Origin of the sequence: Sedimentitalea xiamensis (assembly GCF_030164465.1) — a bacterium.
In the GTDB taxonomy this organism is placed as follows: domain Bacteria; phylum Pseudomonadota; class Alphaproteobacteria; order Rhodobacterales; family Rhodobacteraceae; genus Sedimentitalea; species Sedimentitalea xiamensis.
This window is the reverse complement of the sequence record NZ_JASNJE010000002.1, coordinates 74,090-91,209: the sequence shown is the minus strand read 5'-3', so window position 1 is coordinate 91,209 and position 17,120 is coordinate 74,090. Positions and strand designations below refer to the sequence as shown.

General features: G+C 63.7%; 19 protein-coding genes. 3 read left to right on the top strand and 16 right to left on the bottom strand.

The window, feature by feature from the left end; genetic code table 11:
* Positions 1 to 828 carry an ATP-binding protein gene (locus QO034_RS02280; RefSeq protein WP_407696715.1) on the top strand — a complete coding sequence of 276 codons (828 nt, stop codon included), beginning with the start codon at positions 1 to 3 and terminating at the stop codon, positions 826 to 828.
* 17 nt (positions 829 to 845) lie between these two features.
* On the opposite strand, the gene QO034_RS02275 is transcribed toward QO034_RS02280, so the two are convergent.
* The 6 genes from QO034_RS02275 to QO034_RS02250 all read right to left on the bottom strand — a co-directional run bounded on the left by QO034_RS02275 (position 846) and on the right by QO034_RS02250 (position 5,044).
* Positions 846 to 1,181 (bottom strand): hypothetical protein, encoded by a 336-nt coding sequence (locus QO034_RS02275; protein WP_284483881.1) that lies wholly within the window; start codon positions 1,179 to 1,181, stop codon positions 846 to 848.
* A gap of 121 nt (positions 1,182 to 1,302) precedes the next feature.
* Positions 1,303 to 2,490 (bottom strand): LysM peptidoglycan-binding domain-containing M23 family metallopeptidase, encoded by a 1,188-nt coding sequence (locus tag QO034_RS02270; RefSeq protein WP_284483880.1) that lies wholly within the window; start codon positions 2,488 to 2,490, stop codon positions 1,303 to 1,305.
* Positions 2,491 to 2,548: 58 nt separating this feature from the next.
* On the bottom strand, positions 2,549 to 3,196 hold the full coding sequence (locus tag QO034_RS02265) for a protein-L-isoaspartate(D-aspartate) O-methyltransferase (protein WP_284483879.1): 648 nt from the start codon (positions 3,194 to 3,196) through the stop codon (positions 2,549 to 2,551).
* Positions 3,193 to 3,975: a 5'/3'-nucleotidase SurE gene (surE, locus tag QO034_RS02260; protein ID WP_284483878.1), complete on the bottom strand. Its 783-nt coding sequence runs from the start codon at positions 3,973 to 3,975 to the stop codon at positions 3,193 to 3,195. The genes QO034_RS02265 and surE overlap by 4 nt, the downstream gene beginning before the upstream one ends.
* Before the next feature lie 118 nt (positions 3,976 to 4,093).
* Entirely contained in the window at positions 4,094 to 4,729 is a 636-nt protein-coding gene (locus QO034_RS02255; RefSeq protein WP_284483877.1) for an SDR family NAD(P)-dependent oxidoreductase, read from the bottom strand.
* Positions 4,730 to 4,771: 42 nt separating this feature from the next.
* Entirely contained in the window at positions 4,772 to 5,044 is a 273-nt protein-coding gene (locus QO034_RS02250; RefSeq protein WP_284483876.1) for a hypothetical protein, read from the bottom strand.
* A gap of 234 nt (positions 5,045 to 5,278) precedes the next feature.
* Between QO034_RS02250 and QO034_RS02245 the strand changes: the two genes are divergently transcribed.
* The gene (locus QO034_RS02245; protein ID WP_284483875.1) at positions 5,279 to 6,016 is read left to right on the top strand and encodes a hypothetical protein; all 738 of its coding nucleotides are present in this window, start codon (positions 5,279 to 5,281) and stop codon (positions 6,014 to 6,016) included.
* Positions 6,017 to 6,032: 16 nt separating this feature from the next.
* Here the strand turns inward: QO034_RS02245 and purF are convergent, their stop codons facing one another.
* The 5 genes from purF to QO034_RS02220 all read right to left on the bottom strand — a co-directional run bounded on the left by purF (position 6,033) and on the right by QO034_RS02220 (position 11,033).
* Positions 6,033 to 7,490: an amidophosphoribosyltransferase gene (gene purF / locus QO034_RS02240; protein WP_284484019.1), complete on the bottom strand. Its 1,458-nt coding sequence runs from the start codon at positions 7,488 to 7,490 to the stop codon at positions 6,033 to 6,035.
* Positions 7,491 to 7,696: 206 nt separating this feature from the next.
* Entirely contained in the window at positions 7,697 to 8,326 is a 630-nt protein-coding gene (locus QO034_RS02235; RefSeq protein WP_284483874.1) for a Hint domain-containing protein, read from the bottom strand.
* Between the two features lie 297 nt (positions 8,327 to 8,623).
* Entirely contained in the window at positions 8,624 to 9,178 is a 555-nt protein-coding gene (locus QO034_RS02230; RefSeq protein ID WP_284483873.1) for a CvpA family protein, read from the bottom strand.
* Positions 9,179 to 9,223: 45 nt separating this feature from the next.
* Positions 9,224 to 10,588, bottom strand: coding sequence for a DNA repair protein RadA (gene radA / locus QO034_RS02225; protein WP_284483872.1), 1,365 nt, complete (start codon positions 10,586 to 10,588; stop codon positions 9,224 to 9,226).
* Positions 10,589 to 10,604: 16 nt separating this feature from the next.
* Positions 10,605 to 11,033 (bottom strand): paraquat-inducible protein A, encoded by a 429-nt coding sequence (locus tag QO034_RS02220; protein WP_284484018.1) that lies wholly within the window; start codon positions 11,031 to 11,033, stop codon positions 10,605 to 10,607.
* Positions 11,034 to 11,193: 160 nt separating this feature from the next.
* On the opposite strand from QO034_RS02220, the gene QO034_RS02215 reads away from it, so the two are divergent.
* Positions 11,194 to 11,895 (top strand): M23 family metallopeptidase, encoded by a 702-nt coding sequence (locus QO034_RS02215; RefSeq protein WP_284483871.1) that lies wholly within the window; start codon positions 11,194 to 11,196, stop codon positions 11,893 to 11,895.
* Between the two features lie 9 nt (positions 11,896 to 11,904).
* On the opposite strand, the gene QO034_RS02210 is transcribed toward QO034_RS02215, so the two are convergent.
* From QO034_RS02210 to QO034_RS02190, 5 genes are all read right to left on the bottom strand, one after another.
* Positions 11,905 to 12,651, bottom strand: a complete 747-nt coding sequence (locus QO034_RS02210) for an ABC transporter ATP-binding protein (RefSeq protein ID WP_284483870.1) — start codon at positions 12,649 to 12,651, stop codon at positions 11,905 to 11,907.
* A complete protein-coding gene (locus QO034_RS02205; RefSeq protein ID WP_284483869.1) occupies positions 12,648 to 13,430 on the bottom strand; it encodes an MlaE family ABC transporter permease in 783 nt (260 codons plus the stop codon). Before QO034_RS02205 ends, QO034_RS02210 begins: the two co-directional genes overlap by 4 nt.
* Positions 13,427 to 14,461: an alanine racemase gene (gene alr / locus QO034_RS02200; RefSeq protein WP_284483868.1), complete on the bottom strand. Its 1,035-nt coding sequence runs from the start codon at positions 14,459 to 14,461 to the stop codon at positions 13,427 to 13,429. Before alr ends, QO034_RS02205 begins: the two co-directional genes overlap by 4 nt.
* A 119-nt stretch (positions 14,462 to 14,580) precedes the next feature.
* Positions 14,581 to 16,074, bottom strand: a complete 1,494-nt coding sequence (locus QO034_RS02195; RefSeq protein WP_284483867.1) for a replicative DNA helicase — start codon at positions 16,072 to 16,074, stop codon at positions 14,581 to 14,583.
* Between the two features lie 360 nt (positions 16,075 to 16,434).
* Positions 16,435 to 17,115 carry an orotate phosphoribosyltransferase gene (locus tag QO034_RS02190; protein ID WP_284483866.1) on the bottom strand — a complete coding sequence of 227 codons (681 nt, stop codon included), beginning with the start codon at positions 17,113 to 17,115 and terminating at the stop codon, positions 16,435 to 16,437.
* Between the last annotated feature and the right edge of the window lie 5 nt (positions 17,116 to 17,120).

Below are 17,120 nucleotides of genomic sequence, written 5' to 3'. Positions count from 1 at the left end.
ATGGATCGAATCGCGGCGGCTCTGGAACGGATATCGCCGCCGCCCCAGCCCGCCCCTGATTTCGACGTGGCGACAGCGTTTGTCTGGCATGTGGAACCGGACCGCCTCGCGCCGGTCGCGCAGGTCAACCGGGTGGACCTGGACCTGCTGGTGGGAATTGACCGGTCGCGCGATACGCTGCTGGACAACACCCGCCGCTTTGCCGCCGGATACGCCGCGAACAACGCCTTGCTCTGGGGCGCGCGGGGAATGGGAAAGTCCAGCCTCGTCAAGGCGATACATGCCAGGGTTCAAGCGGATTTCGCGGATCTGAAACTGGTCGAACTGCAACGCGAGGATTTGCCGAGCGTCGGGCGGCTGCTGAACCATCTGCGCACCGCGCCCTACCGTTTCCTGTTGTTTTGCGACGATCTGTCATTTTCCCATGACGACCAGCATTACAAGAGCCTCAAGGCCGTGCTGGACGGAGGGATCGAAGGACGGCCCGGCAATGTGGCGTTTTATGCCACGTCCAACCGCCGCCACCTGATGCCGCGCGACATGATCGAGAACGAACGCAGCAGCGCCATCAGCCCGTCCGAAGCGGTCGAGGAAAAAGTGTCGCTGTCGGATCGTTTCGGCCTGTGGCTTGGATTCCATCCCTGTTCGCAGGACGAATACCTGTCGATGATCGATCGCTATTGCGCGGCATACGGAATCGAGGTCGCGCCGGAAACCTTGCGGGCCGATGCAATCGAATGGCAGGCCACACGGGGCGCAAGGTCAGGTCGTGTCGCCTGGCAGTTCTTCACGGATCTGGCCGGTCGCAACGGTATCGGGCTGACCTGACAGCCTGGCCGGAACGATTACTCGACCGGGCGCGTCTGCAGGCGGGTGTCGATTCCTTTGCCGATGAAATTGACGTAGTTGCCATCTTTGGCGAGCGTTGCGTTGACGCCGTTGATATCGGCCACCCAACCATGACCTTCCGGTGACAGGGAAAAGGTCTGCGGCACATCCTGTGCCTGAATGCCGGCGTTGCCGGAAGACTGAAACGTCATTTCCGTGCAGTCCGCGTTGACTTCGAACTGGGCTTGAAAGCCACCGTCCTCCCCGCGGAATGAACCGCCTGCCCAACGGCAGTCTTCCGCCATGGCGGTCGCGGGACCGAGAATGAGGCCGAGGGTCAAAACGAACTTCATATCGAAACCTCCCGAGGTTGACAACGACCACAGTGTGCGGCGGGCGCAGCCTCCGTCAAGTGACCAGATCAGAAGCGGACCGGACGGGTCAACGCAACGCCTTTGAAGTCCTGGCCGAAGTCTATTCCAGATAGGGCATGGGATTGACGCTGTCAAAACCGTTGCGGACCTCGAAATGCACATAGGCATTGTCGCCGCCGCGCAACTGCGCCAGCTTCTGTCCGCGCCGCACCGGGTCGCCTTTCTTGACCGTGATCTTGTCGACGTTGGCATAGACCGTCAGCAGATTGTCCGGATGGCGCACCACGACGATGGGAATCTGGTCGGCATCTTCGGTGATGGCGGCGACCGACCCGGCGGCGGCGGCGGTCACGGACGTTCCCGGAGCGGCCGAAATGTCGATGCCGTCGTTCTTCCCCTTGGCATAGGTGCGGATGATCTTGCCTTGCACCGGAAAGGCCATCACGGCGTTGCTGCTGATCGACGGTTGTCCCACATCGGTCTTCGGAGGCTCCGGCGGTTTCGGGTCGATCTTTTCATCGGGCAGGGGGGTGGCCGCACTTGGCGGCGTCGGCGTCGGCGATCCGGCGCCCGGTTCTGTCACCGCGGCGGCGGTGGCCGCCGCTGCCGTGCCGCTCCTCTGCGGCGCGGTGCCGCCGACGACGGGAATCAGCAGATATTGGCCTTCGCGGATCGTGAAATCGGAATCCAGCCCGTTCCATTCCGCCAGTGACTTGACCGGAACCTGGTAGAGACGCGAAATCGTGTAAGCGGTTTCGCCCCGGGCCACCTTGTGGCGGACGGGTTCCGGGTTCGGTGTGCTGACGACCGTCGGGGCCGGCCGCGTCGCCGCCGGTTCGAGCGTGCTGGTCTGCACCGGGCTGGTATCGGGCGCGGAATCGATCGCGCTGCCGGCAAGAGTGGCGATATCCACCGCTCCGGTCGCCGCCGAGGGTTCCGCCACGCGGCTGGGGAGCGCCACGATTTCGCCGGCGCGCAACGGGATTGTCGGGTCGAGCCCGTTGTAGCGTGCGACCGCTTCCGGCGACAGCCCGACCCGGTTGGCCACATCCGCCACGGTGTCGCCGCGCCGCGCCACGGCCATCTGGTAATTCGGATAGGATATGACGCCGCGGCTGTCCGGTTCGGGACGTTCCGTCGTGATGTTCCTGGCCGCATCGCTGGTGTTGAACGCGCCGATCTGGCCGCGCATGTCAAAGTCGAGCGGTTGCGAACATCCCGCCACGAGCGCCGCCAGGGCGACCGCGCCGCCGATGCGTGCCAAACCTGTCCGGGAAGAAAATTCCATCTCTCGTTCCTCGCTCTGTCCCCCCTGTTTCATCGGGAGGTTCCGTATCCTGTGCCTGTCATCCGTCCTTGCCGAGCCCTTCGAGCAGGGGAACGAACCGGACGGGGCGGATTTCATCATAATCGAACCCGGTTTCGGACCGATGCACCCGGATCAGCGTCTGCACCGCATTGGACTGACCGACCGGAACCATCATGATACCCCCGATCTTCAACTGCGCCAAGAGCGGCCCGGGGGGGTCTTCGGCGGCCGCGGTGACGATGATGCGATCGAAAGGCGCCTGATCGGGCAGGCCAAAGGATCCGTCCGCCACCATGGCGGTGATATTCGTCAGGCCGATATCGGCAAAGACCTCGTTGGCGGCCCGCACCAGCCGCGCGTGGCGGTCCACCGTGTAGACCCGGCGCGCCAGCTTGGCGAGGATGGCGGCTTGGTAGCCCGATCCGGTGCCGACCTCGAGCACCTTGTCGCGCGGCGTGATCTGGAGCGCCTGGGTCATCAGGCCGACCACCGATGGCTGGCTGATCGTCTGCCCGCAGGCGATGGGGAGCGGCATGTCCTCATAGGCGCGGTCGGCGAAGATGCCGCGCACGAACTTGCCGCGGTCGATCGCCTCCATTGCACCGAGCACTCTCTTGTCGGTGACGCCGCGCGACCGCAGGGCAAACAGGAACTGCATCTGGATTTCGGCGGCGGGTCCGGTCATTCGATGGCTTTCATCGCGTCCAGAACGTCATGCGCCGTCAGATCCGCCCGCATCGGCGTGACCGAGACATAGCCATCCAGATTGACCGCCGCGTCGGTGCCGGGTTCGGTCCTGATCTGCTGATTGCCGCCCTTGATCCAGAGAAACCGCCGTCCGGACGGAGAACTGTGCGGTTCGACACCAAACCGCGTCCCGCGCCGGAATCCCTGCGGTGTGACGCGGATGCCCCTGACTTCACCGGCAGGGACCGGCGGGAAGTTGACGTTGAAGAACAGCCGGTAATCTTCGTCCGCTTGCGGGCAGGAGGTCAGGATCTTCCGGATCACATCGGCACCATGACCGGCGGCGGCGTCAAACGGGTTGTCGAGCCCGAAGTTGCGCGGACCGTAATATTGCGACAGGGCAATCGCCGGCAGTCCCTGGAGCGCGGCTTCCATCGCGCCGCCGAGCGTGCCGGAATACAGCGCGTTCTCGGCTGAATTGTTGCCTCGGTTGACGCCCGACAGAACCAGATCGGGGGCTGCATCCTTCATCACGTCATGCAGGCCCGCCATGACGCAGTCCGCCGGGCTGCCTTCGGCGGCAAAGCGGCGTTCGCCCATCTTTGCGATCATCATCGGATGGGTATAGCTGATGCAGTGGGCGACGCCGGATTGCTCGAATGCCGGCGCCACGGTCCAGACTTCGCCATCCGGTCCGGCAAGATCCGTCGCGATCGCGTCCAGAATCTCGAGTCCCGCTGCGTTGATGCCGTCATCATTGGTGATCAGAATGCGCATGAAATCCTGCCCTTTCGGCCCTTGATAGACGCAGCCCTGAGCACGGGCAAGCAAGCGCGTTTCCGCGGCCCTCGAATTTCGCCGGTCTGTTGTGGGTGGCCCGCAGTGACAACCGCGTTCAGAGCAATGCCAGAAGCCGGGCCGCTTCCTCTGCCGGACGGGCCAGCGCCGTGCGGTCCTCGCCGGGAAAGAATCGCGCGCGCGTCGCCGTGGGCATCGGGGCCGGGGTCAGGACCCGCACTTTCGGTCCGGTCTTCACGGTTTCCGCCGCCCAGCTTTTGGCGAGCGCGATCTGGGCGGCCTTCGTGGCGCCGTAGATGCCGAAGAACTTGTCGCCTGCGCGGGGATCGTCAAAGAAAACGGCCTGGCCTTCCGGCCCGAGCAGGGGCGCGACATAGGGGATCAGGACCGAGGTTGCCGTGGCATTGATCGCGATGGATTTGTCCCAATCCTTGGAATCGACGAAATTCGCGGGACACAGCATCGCGGCATGGATCGCGCTGTGCAGCCAGATGTCCAGCTTTCCCCAGCGGTCGTGTATGCCGCGGCACAGGGTCTGCATCGCCTTCGGGTCGGTGATGTCCATCGGGGCCAGAGTCGCGCTTCCGCCTGCGGCCTTTATCCGGTCGTCGAGTTCTTCGAGCGCGCCCGTCGTGCGGGCGACGGCGACGATGTGATGGGACGGGGCCAGCGCCTCGGCGAGCGCTGCGCCAAGGCCACGGGAGGCGCCGGTAATGAGGGCAAGCTGTGTCATGTGGGCGGTTTGGCCCCTGTTGGCGACCGGGTCAAGCCCGGATCAGCTGGCGGGCAGGTCCAGCCGGAAGGTGCGGCCGTTCTTTTCCATCATCACCCCGGATTCGTCGATTGCGAGCACGCGCCCGCCGGACAGCCTGTCGCCGCGTTCCACGCGCTGGATGGATCCGTTCGGCTTGCGCACAAGCGCGGCGAGGTTGTCGCGGGGACCGAACAGGCCGATCAGGTCGGTTGAGCTCCGGTTGAGCGCACTTTTGGTGGTGGCCATCTTGGCCACGTTCGCGGGCGTTTTCGCCGCCCGGTTCCTGCTTGTCATGGTTGCCTCGATAATCGCGAGAGAATTATGCTGCGATGCAGCAATTTCGGTTCGCGGCGAGTATCACGACCAAAATACGAGGGAAAGAGGGCATACCGCAGCGGATTCGCCGCGTCGGCAACCTCTTGCCCATTGACGCTTCGGCAATCGATGGCCGGAGCTTCTTACGGATCGGGTTCCCAACTGGGCGCGATACGCTAGCATCCTCACCATTGATTGGCAGGGGACCGGGACGTGACGGAAATCGCAATCTATCTCACCGGCTTGATCCTGATCCTGGGGGTCTGGCTGCAATACCGTCGATTCCTGATTTTCGATGAGGAACTTTCGGGCTTGAACGAAGTGTTCGATTTTCCCTTTGCTCTCTGCGAAGTTCTGATCGGCGGAACTTCGATGGAACAGTATCGCGCGGCGAAAGTCACTGTGCTTCAAAAGCAATTGTCAGTTGTCAGCACGGCGCGTCAATCCGGAGCGCCAATGGTCGAAATCATCGATTCACTTGGTAGCCCGCGCCGTATGCCAACCGAGGGTGCCACCGGATTTCTGTTGCGGGAAATCGGATACCAAGAGGACGAAATACGGCATCTGAAATTCTGGCGCTGGATCAAGTACAACCTGCACGCCCTGATCATCCTGGCCTACGCGGTTGGATTCGCGTTTGTCGGCGTGGTGCAAGGACTGGATCGAAGTACGCTCGATCTGTGGCCGGTCGTAGGGGCGCTTGGATGGGCCGTGGCGTTCTCTTTGCAATGGGTGTTCAGCTGGATCTTCCTGTCTGTGGCAATCGCGCTTTTCATAGTAGATTTCATTCAGACCTACACTGATCAGGTTACGCTGGTCTTTGTGCGCAACATCGCACACGCGCTGGCTGAAAACCCGGATCTTCTGTGCGGTCTCGCGGTGATGCTGGTCTCGGCAGCGATCACATCGCTGGTGGATGTCGTGGAACTGGTTTCAGACACCAGGGGATAATCCCCCGGCACGCTGCCTATTCTGCGGCGGCTTTCATCACGAAACCCTGTTCGACCATGTCGGCGGGTTTAACGGGGTATTCCCCGGAAAAGCAGGCGTCGCAATACTGCGGACAGTCCTTGCTGCGCCCCTGCGTTTCGCCGACGGCGCGATACAGCCCGTCCAGCGAAATGAACTTCAGGCTGTCGACTTCGAGATGCGCGCGCATCTCTTCTTCGGACATGGTCGCGGCCAGCAGTTTTTCGCGCTGCGGCGTGTCCACGCCGTAAAAGCAGGGCCAGGCCGTCGGCGGAGACGCGATGCGGAAATGGACTTCCTTCGCGCCGGCATCCAGGATCATTTCCTTGATCTTGCGGCTGGTCGTTCCACGCACCACCGAATCATCGACCAGAATGACCCGCTTGTCCTTGATCAGCGCGCGGTTGACATTCAGCTTCAGCCGCACGCCCATGTTGCGGATCTGCTCGGTCGGTTCGATGAAGGTGCGGCCCATATACTGGTTGCGGATGATCCCCATGGCGTAGGGGATGCCGCTTTGCAGGGAATAGCCGATGGCCGCAGGGGTGCCGCTGTCGGGCACCGGGCAGACGAGATCGGCATCGACCGGGCTTTCCTTGGCCAGTTCGCGGCCGATGTTTTCACGGGTTTCATAGACGCTGCGCCCGCCCAGGATGCTGTCCGGTCGGCTGAAATAGACATGTTCGAAGATGCAGAAGCGCGAGGGCTGCGGGCGGAACGGGAAATGGCTTTGCACGCCGTTGCCGTTGATGACCACCATTTCACCGGGCCGGATTTCGCGGACGAATTCGGCCCCGATGATGTCCAGCGCACAGGTTTCCGAACTCAAGGCCCAGCCGTCGCCGATCTTGCCCAGGACCAGCGGGCGCACGCCGAGCGGATCGCGCACGCCGATCAGCTTGGTGCGGGTCATCGCGACCACGGAAAACGCGCCTTCGACCTTGCGCAGGGCTTCCTCCATGCGGTCGGGGATCGACCGCCCCATGGATCGCGCCATCAGGTGGATGATGCATTCGCTGTCCGACGAGCTTTGAAAGATCGAACCGCGTTCGATCAGTTCGCGCCGCAGGGCGTTGGCGTTAGTGATGTTGCCATTATGCGCGATGGCCGCGCCGCCCATGGAGAATTCGCCAAAGAACGGTTGCACGTCGCGAATCGCGGTCTGCCCCTTGCTGCCCGAGGTGGAATAACGCACATGCCCGATCGAGATCGGGCCCGGCAGGGTTTCCATGATCTTCTGGCTGGTGAAATTGTCGCGCACATAGCCGAAGCGGCGGGCCTGGTTGAAACCGGTTTCAGGGGCGTGGCTGACGATGCCGCCGGCTTCCTGGCCTCGATGTTGCAGCGCGTGCAGGCCGAGCGCGACGAAAGTCGACGCATCCTGAACGCCGATGACGCCGAAAATCCCGCATTCTTCGCGAAGCTTGTCGTCGTCAAAAGGGTGAGCGGGCGGCATGTGCAGGTCGGCCAAGGCGTGGCAGCTCCGAATCCGTTGGCAGGGTCGGGACATGACATAGTGCGTCTGTCGCCCGGTGTCACCTGCCGCTGTCATGAAAGCGTTGCATATCGGACGTTCCAAAAGCCGGTGCCCGGGATGCGGGTAAAGTCAAAGGCCGCCTCCGAACGAGGCGGCCATTTGCGCGGGTCTTGGATCGGATCGGATCAGGCGGCCCGGGCCGGGGCATATCCGTGGGGATCGAGCGCGAGATGCCCGCCGTTCAGCATCGTCAGCAGGGCGCGGGTCTCGCCGTAGCCCAGGGTGCGGAAGAAGGGATCGGTCGTTTCGGACGGAACATGGATCAGCGCGCCGGTCTGGGCATAGACGATTTCTTCGGTGGCGAAGGTCAGTTCGGTTGCCGTCATCTCGCCCAACCCGGTCAGCGCGGTAATGCCCCGAAACCCGGTCATGGCCGCTGCCGGTGCCAGCACGCAGGGCGTCTGGAACAGGGTCTCGCATTCCGGTTCGATCACGGCGACGTGCTGCCCGGCGGTCAGGACAAGGTCGGAGCAGTTGTTCAGAACGCCGGCGGGCACATGGATGGCGCGGGCGGTTCCGGCCGCCAGGGCATGGGTGCGGATGCCGGTGATCTCGGTGAAACCGCCGTCCAGCGTATAGACCTCGTCGCCCTCTTTCAGCGTCTCGACCGAACGCCAGCCGGAGGGCGTTTCCAGCAGCGTTCCGGCCCGAAAGGCGCTGGTTTCCTCGCGCTTGGGCAATGGCAGAACAGGGGTCTGTGCGACGATGGCGGTGGGCTGGAATTGGGCGAAAGCCTGGCCGTGGTTGAGAAGCATCTTGCAAGTCCTTTGTCAGAGTGTCCGGTTTGTCTGACAACAAGCTGGCACCGAAAATTTGCCGTTTTTTCGTCACTATTGGGGCGTTAATGTTCTACTTTTTCCAGAATGCGCAAGAAACGGCCGCAGCACCCCGGATTGGGGTGTTTCTGCGAACGCGTGGTAAGGTTCTGTTAACCAAGCGGGGTTGTTCCTGCCGTCAAATTGTCGCGGACGAACGGCGATTCTGTGGCCGTTCGGATTTCAATCTGGGCGAATCTTGGGAAAAACGCGGGCGCCGGAGGCTGATTCCTTGGCTCACTCGCCGCAGGAACTGACCAGGTTCTCGTATTGCTGTGTGATCCAGCCGAGCGCCTGTTCCGGATTGCGCTGTTCGATCGCATCGGTCAGCCGCGCGAAGACCTGGGCCGACCGGCTTTCGTCCACGATCGTGAAGGTTTGTCCGGTTATGACGGTCTCGTAGACGAAGAAGGCGATGGCGACCAGAAGGACGCCGCGGGCCACCCCGAAGAAGAACCCGAGTCCCTGATCGACGCCCCCCAGCGCGGACCGCTGAACCAGTGACGAGAACAAGGGCGTGAAGAACGACACCAGAATCAGGGCGACGGCGAAGACCGCGGCGAAGGCGGCGATGATGCTGAGTTCGCAGCTATCGGCGACGAGTTCGCCCAGAACCGGAATTTCCTTGATCAGCGGTTCGACCTTGGGCGCGAAGAGGAAACCGAGGATGGCGGCGGCGATCCAGCCGGCAATCGCCATGACCTCGCGCACGAGGCCGCGCGAATAGGCCAGCAAGGCAGACAGAACGATGATCAGGGCGACCACCCCGTCGATAATTGTGAAACCTTCCATAGTCCTCGCCTGTTCTACTGCTGCCGTCCGACGGGTCGAGCGATCTTACCCGGCCCCGAACACTTCGCCAACAAATCCTGTCAAGTCTGTAGCCCGCGTTAACGCAAGCCCGTCTTTTGTGCCGGTTTTGCCACCCGCTGGAGCGATAGCGGCGGTAAAACCAAGTTTTCGCGCTTCTTTCAACCTGTTTTCTGTCTGCGGGGCAGGGCGCAAGGCGCCCGACAGGCTGATTTCGCCGAAAACCACCGTGTCGGCCGGCAAAGCGGCGTCTTCCCGCGCAGAGAGCAGCGCGGCGGCGACCGCGAGATCCGCGGCGGGTTCCGAAATCTTCAGCCCGCCCGCCACGTTGAGATAAACGTCCAGCCCGGCGAAAGGGATGCCGCAGCGGGCTTCGAGCACGGCGAGGATCATTGCGAGCCGGCCGCTGTCCCAGCCGACCACGGCGCGGCGCGGCTGGCTGTGTGGGCTGGGCGCGACCAGCGCCTGCAATTCGACCAGCACCGGCCTCGTGCCTTCGATTCCGGCAAAGACCACCGATCCCGGCGTGGGACGGCCGCGTTCGGACAGAAACAGGGCCGAGGGGTTGGAGACTTCGGCCAGACCCATTCCCGTCATCTCGAACACGCCGATCTCGTCCGCCGGGCCAAAGCGGTTCTTGACGGCGCGCAGGATTCGGAACTGATGGCCTCGTTCGCCTTCGAAATAGAGCACCGTGTCGACCATGTGCTCTACCACGCGGGGGCCGGCGATCTGGCCTTCCTTGGTGACATGGCCGACCAGCACCACCGACAGGCCTCGGCGCTTGGCGAAGGTCGTCAGTTCATGCGCGGCGGCGCGGACCTGGCTGACCGAGCCTGGCGCGCTTTCCACATTGTCCGCCCACATGGTCTGGATCGAGTCGATGATGACCAGCTGCGGGCGTTCCACGTCCAGCGTGGTCAGGATATCGCGCAGGTTGGTTTCGGCGGCCAGTTTGACCGGCGCGGCGGCCAGCCCCAGCCTCTGCGCCCGCATCCTGACCTGCGCGCTGGCTTCTTCGCCGCTGACATATAGCGTCTTGAGCCCGGCGGCCGCGAACCTGGCGGCGGCCTGAAGCAACAGGGTTGACTTGCCGATGCCCGGATCGCCCCCGACGAGGATCGCCGAGGAGGGCACCAGACCGCCGCCCAGAACGCGATCCAGTTCCTCCATCCCCGACAGGGTGCGCGGCGGCGGCGCTTCTTCGGTCGACAGGTCGGTCAGGGTGATCGGACTGCCGCGTTTCGCACCCAGCGACCTGGACGCGGGCCCCGAGGACAGCGGCGCTTCTTCGGAAATCGTGTTCCAGTCGCCGCAGGCTTCGCAACGTCCGGACCATTTGGAAAACGAGGCCCCGCAGGCCGAACAGGAGAAGGTCTTGGATTTTGCCATGATGTCTTGTGACCGCTCAGCGTTTGGCCGTCAAATGGCTAAACAGGATCGAGGCGAGAACGCAGCCGGTGAACAGGTAGAGCCCCCAGGCGGTCTGCACCGTCGCCAGCCCGATGCCCTTGACGACCACGATGTAGAGCGCGATCAGGAAAATGTCGGCCATCGCCAGCTTGCCGAGGATGTCGAGCGCCGGCAGCACCTTGCGCCGCATCAGCCCGAACTGGATCAGCGCCAGGCCGATGGTCTTGAGATAGGGCGCAAAGACCGCGAGGAACGTCACCAGCAACGCCAGCGCCACATCGGTATCCCACAGGGCCTGAAGGCCGGAGATCACCGAGATCTCGGTCAGGCCGAACAGCGGCAGGTCGATCCCGGCCCGCAGGAGCGGCGCGAACCAGGCCACGGGATAAAGCAGGAGAAGCGACAGGTTGGCGAGGCGCAGCAGCACGGAATTCCCCTTTCTTGCGGGCCTTGAGGCGATGTGACCGTGAAATCCGCCACATGCAAGCCCTTGCAAGCGCCATCGACCGGAAGGTCGGGAATAGCGGGCTTTGCCGCAAACCGGGCGCATGCTAGCAAGGTATCGCTTGACAGGAGGTTTCCCCATGCGCCCGTTCCTGATCTGCGCACTTCTGGCCTTGCCGGCCTGTTCGGAGGGTCCCTACCGTTTGCCCTACGCCGACGGCACCGAGGTTCTGATTACCAACGACGAGACGACCCATTCGACTCCGGACGCCCCGATGTTCGACATGCGGGCAAGCTTTGCCAATGAACCGCTTGTCGCGGCCAAGGCTGGCTGGGTGCGGTATTTCCGCGATACCGGCGACAGTTCCGCCCCCAACGACCGCAACAATTATGTCTGGATAGAACACCCGCTGGATTATTGCCAGGCGTCGGGTTCTGTGCCGCCCGGCGGCCAGTCCGGCTGCCGGGCCTGCGCCCGCGGCGCCGGGCGCTGCAACGAATGGAGCCTGTATGCCCACATGGCCCAGAACAGCGTGTCGGGCACTGCGGGGCTGTCGACCGGGGACTGGGTCGATGCGGGGCAGCAGATCGGGATAGAGGGCGATGTCGGCTTCACCCCCTGCGCCGCAGGCGACACGACGCCGCTATGCGGGCGGCACGTGCATTTCTCGGTGTTCCGGCCCGATCCGGACAATCCGGTCCTGATCCCGGATGGGCGGGGCACCTACGAGGCCTATGCCGAGGCCAACGGCCGGCCGGAACGGATCCCGCTGTTCTGCACGTCGGCGGGTCTGCGGCGGGCCGTGCAGGGCAGCGTTCATGTCGCGGCCGCCTGTCCGTGACCGGCCGCGTCACCGCACCGCTTCGATCGGCCCTTCGGCGCGGCCGTGGATGAACTGGTCGAGGTAGGGATCGCCCGAATCGTCCATTCCTGCCACCGGTCCGGTCCATTTGATCACCCCGTCATGCAGCATCGCCACATTGTCGGCGATGGCGCGCACGCTGGTCATGTCGTGGGTGATGGTCATGGCCGTCGCGCCCATTTCGACCACGATCTCGCGGATCAGGTCGTTGATGACGCCCGCCATGATCGGGTCGAGTCCCGTGGTCGGTTCGTCGAAAAAGATGATCTCCGGTTCGGCGGCGATGGCGCGCGCCAGACCGACACGCTTCTGCATTCCGCCGGACAGTTCGGCGGGAAACAGGTCGGCGACATCCGGTTTCAGTCCGACGCGGCGCAGTTTCTCGACCGCGATGTCGCGGGCTTCGGACTGCGGGCGCTTGAGCGAACCGCGCAAGAGCCGGAATGCCACGTTCTGCCAGACCGGCAGGCTGTCGAACAGGGCGCCGCCCTGGAACAGCATGCCGAACCGCGCAAGGAAGGCGTCGCGGTCGCCTTTCGCCGCATCCTTGCCATCGACGAGAATGGCGCCTGAATCCGGCTGAATCAGCCCGAGGATGCATTTCAGCGCCACCGACTTGCCGGTGCCGGAACCGCCGATGATCACCATCGAGGTGCCCTTGGGAACGTGCAGGGTCATGCCGCGCAGGACCTCTTTGCTGCCAAAGGCCTTCTTGACGTTCTCCATCCGGATCATATCGAGAAGAACACCCCCGTGAGCACGAAATTGGCGGCGAGGATCAGGATGGCGGCCACTTCGACGCTGTCCTTGGTGGCGCTGCCGACCCCCTGCGCTCCGCGCCCGGACTGCATCCCGTAGTAGCAGCCCATGAGGGCGGCGATCACGCCGAACACCGCGCCCTTGACCAGCGACGACACGATGTCGCGGGATTCCAGGAAATCGACCGTGTTCTGAAGATAGGCCGCCGCGTTGAAACCCAGGTTCTGGACCGCGACCACGTATCCGCCGCCGATGCCGATGATATCGCCAACCGCCACCAGCATCGGGAGGGTGATGAAGGCGGCGAGCACGCGCGGCGCGACAAGGTATTTCATCGGATGCGTGGACAGGGTGACCAGGGCGTCGATCTGCTCCGTCACCTTCATCGTGGCGATTTCCGCAGCTATGGACGAAGTGACGCGGGCCGCGATCATCAGCCCGACGAGCACCGGGCCCAGTTCGCGCACCATGCCGATGGCGACGATCTGGGGCACCACCGCTTCGGCGTTGAACCGCGCGCCGCCGGAATAGATCTGCAACGCCAGCGCGCCGCCGGTGAAGATCGCCGTCAGCCCGACGACCGGCAGCGAAAGCCAGCCGATATTCATCAGCGCATTTGCGAATTCGCGCGGATAATAGGGCGGTCGAAAGATATGCATGAAAGCCTGCGCCGCAAACAGCGCCATCCGGCCCGTGACCGCCAGCAGAGTCAGGACGGCGCGGCCGAGCCGTTCCAGAAGGCTCAGTGGGTTCATCCGCGATACTCCCGCCGGTACCGGGGACCGAGCGAGGTCAGGATTTCGTAGCCGATGGTGCCGGCGGCGTCGGCCAGGGCGTCCACGCCTTGCCCGGGTCCGAGGATCGACAGGGTTTCGGGGGGCTGCGCCAGATCGGTAACGTCGGCCGAGATCAGATCCATGGAGATGCGCCCGGCCAAGGGACAGGGCACGTCTCCACTGTAAAGGCTGATGTTCGGCCCCATGGCCCGGATCAGACCGTCCGCATAGCCTGCGGCGACGGTCGCAATGCGGCAATCGCGCGGCGCGGTCCAGGTATTGCCGTATCCGACGGTTTCACCTGCGGACACATCCCGGATCTGGATCACCGGAAGGTCCAGTGCGACCGCCGGTCTGGCATCCACGAAGGGAAGACCGCCATAGAGCCCGACGCCGGGCCGCGTCAGGTCGAAATGATAGTCCTTGCCCAGCAGGATCCCGCCCGTCGCGGACAGGGATCGCGGCGCGTCCACGTCCGCGGTCATCCCGGCGAATTCGCGCAGCTGGCGGGCATTCATCGGGTGGTCCGGTTCGTCCGCGCAGGCAAGGTGCGACATCACGAGAACCGGGGATGCCGGCAGGCTGATCCCGCGAATGGCGGCCCATTCGGCGGCTTCCATGCCGAGCCGGTTCATGCCGGTGTCCAGCTGGAAGCCGAAGGCCTGCGCGGGCATCCGTTCCATGTGATGCAGGACCTGTTCTGCCGAATTCAGCATCGGGGTCAGATCATGCGCCGCAATCAGGTCCGTATCGCCGTCCATATGCCCGGAGAAGATGCCGATCATCGGGCCGGGACCCAGGGCCTGGCGCACGACCGCGCCTTCCTCTGCCACGGCGACAAAGAACCGCCGCGCGCCGGCCTCGGCCAAAGCCCGCGCCACCCGCGCCGCGCCCAGCCCGTAGCCGTCCGCCTTGACGACCGCGCTGGTCTCGCAAGTGGACAGGCGGTTAAGCGCGCGCCAGTTGTCGGCGATGGCGGAGAGGTCAATGGTCAGTATTGCAGCGCTCATGGGCCGTTCATGACATGGACGCGGCGGGCGTCAAGAGGCAATCCCGTATCGGGTTGCTGGCCGTGGCCGTTGGAATCGCCCGAAATGCGAACGCTGAAAGCCAACCGGGACCGGCGGGGTCAGAACTCCTGGCTGTCGCCGGTCTGCCAGGGTTTTACGAGATTCCCGAACCGGGTGAACTTGCCTTCGAAGCTCAGTTCGACGGTGCCGATCGGGCCATGGCGCTGTTTGCCGATGACGACTTCGGCCTTGCCGTGCAGCTTTTCCATGCGGTCCTGCCATGCCGCCATCTCGTCGAGCCGGTCGTCGGACGGCTTTTCGCGCTCGACATAGTATTCCTCGCGGAACACGAACATCACCACGTCGGCATCCTGTTCGATCGACCCGGATTCGCGCAGGTCCGACAATTGCGGGCGCTTGTCCTCGCGGTTTTCGACCTGACGGCTGAGCTGGGACAGGGCGATCACCGGAATATCGAGTTCCTTGGCGATGGCCTTCAGCCCCATCGTGATTTCGCTGATCTCGTTGACGCGGTTTTCCGACTTTCCGGTGCCGCGGACCAGTTGCAGGTAGTCGATGATCAGAACGTCCAGCCCATGCGTGCGTTTCAGCCGCCGTGCCCGCGCCGCCAGTTGCGAGATCGGCAGCGCCGGCGTGTCGTCGATGTAGAGCGGGCAGGCTTCCAGCGACTTGGCGGCATCCACGAAGCGGCGGAACTCCGCTTCGGTCATGTCGCCGCGGCGAATCTGTTCGGACGGCACTTCGGAGGCTTCCGACAGGATGCGCGCGGCGAGCTGTTCGGCGCTCATCTCCAGCGAATAGAACCCGACGACGCCGCCGTCCACGGTGCCTTCGGTGCCATCCGGCAGCAGGCCGCGTTTATACGCCTTGGCGACATTGAACGCGATATTGGTGGCCAGCGATGTCTTGCCCATCGAAGGCCGTCCCGCAAGGATCAGAAGGTCGGAACGGTGCAGTCCTCCCAGTTTCTTGTCCATGTCGATCAGCCCGGTGGACACGCCCGCCAGTCCGCCTTCGCGCTGGTAGGCGGCGTTGGCGACGTTCACCGCGTCGGTGACGGCGCGCAGGAAACTCTGGAACCCGCTTTCGGTCTGGCCCTGCTCGCTCAGCTTGTAAAGCTGCTGTTCGGCCTCGACGATCTGTTCGCGCGGTTCGCTGGAAACATCCACCCGTGCCGCCTTGTCGCTGATGTCCCGGCCAAGACCGATCAATTGCCGGCGGATCGCGAGGTCATAGATCATCTGCGCATAATCGCGCACCGCAAAGGCGCTGATCGCGGCCCCGGCGAGACGGACCAGGTAAGCAGGTCCGCCCAGTTCCTTCAGCCCTTCGTCGCCTTCCATGAAGGCCTTGAGCGTGACCGGCGAGGCAAGCTGGTTCTTGGCGATCCGGGCGGCGGCGATCTCGTAGATGCGGGCGTGTACCGGGTCGTGGAAATGCTGCGGACCGATGATGCTGGCGACCCGGTCATAGACGTCGTTGTTGGTCAGGATCGCGCCCAGCAGTTGCTGTTCGGCTTCGACCGAATGCGGCATCGCGTCTGTAGCTCCGGTTTCGGGACTGCTCCCGTCGAAGCTGGTGATCTCGTTCATGTCGTGCCCCCAATTCGCCCCAGGTGGCCGCGTGTTGCCGCAGGCTCTTGTCTCTGGCCGGTGCGTGTCGCGCTGCCGGTGCCGGGTCATAGCGCAGGGTCTGCCGACCCTGCAAACTGTATCTTTCTGTGGATAGTCTGTGCATATCCCGGTGCCCCATCATGTTGCATGATGCGGCGGGCGCCGGTCAACATCTTGTGTGGCCATCGAGGAGGGTTTGCGCCGCCCGTGTGCTTTCAGCCGCAGGCAGAGCGGCCACACGCCGCATGAAATCCGCGCTTCTATCGCGGGAGAAGATCGAAAGATGATTCAACCTACGGTCGAATCATGTGGAGGGACGGGAGGTTGCGGTTTTTTGCGTCAGGAGGACTGACGCGCCTCCTGCCAGGCGCGGGGATTCGTCAGGAACGATTCGACTTCCGCAAGGGTCTGGGCATCGAAGGCGCCGGATAGCTTCGCCTCCTCCAGCACGTCCCACCAGGTGCACAGGTGATGCAGGGCGACCCCATGGTCCCCGAGCGTCTTTTCGGTTTCCGGAAAGATGCCGTAGTAGAAGATCACGGCGGTATGCGCGCAGGTGGCGCCGGTGTCGCGGATCGCATCGACGAAGCTGAGCTTGGACCCGCCGTCCGTGGTCAGATCCTCGACCAGCAGCACCCGGTCGCCTTCGGCCATCACGCCTTCGATGCGGGCGTTGCGGCCGTAACCCTTGGGCTTCTTGCGCACATAGGTCATCGGCAACCCCATGCGTTCGGCCACCAGGGCCGCAAAGGGAATCCCCGCCGTTTCGCCGCCCGCGATATTGTCGAAGGTCTCGAATCCCGCGTTGCGCATGACCGTGACCGTCAGGAAATCCATCAGCGTGGACCGGATGCGCGGATAGGAGATCAGCTTGCGGCAATCGATATAGGTCGGGCTGGGAAGACCCGAGGCCAGGATGAACGGTTCCGCCGAATTCAGATGAACGGCCTTGATTTCCAGCAGCATCCGGGCAGTCAGGCGGGCCATTTCTTCGGCCGGGGGATACGAGGTGGGGATCATCTGGG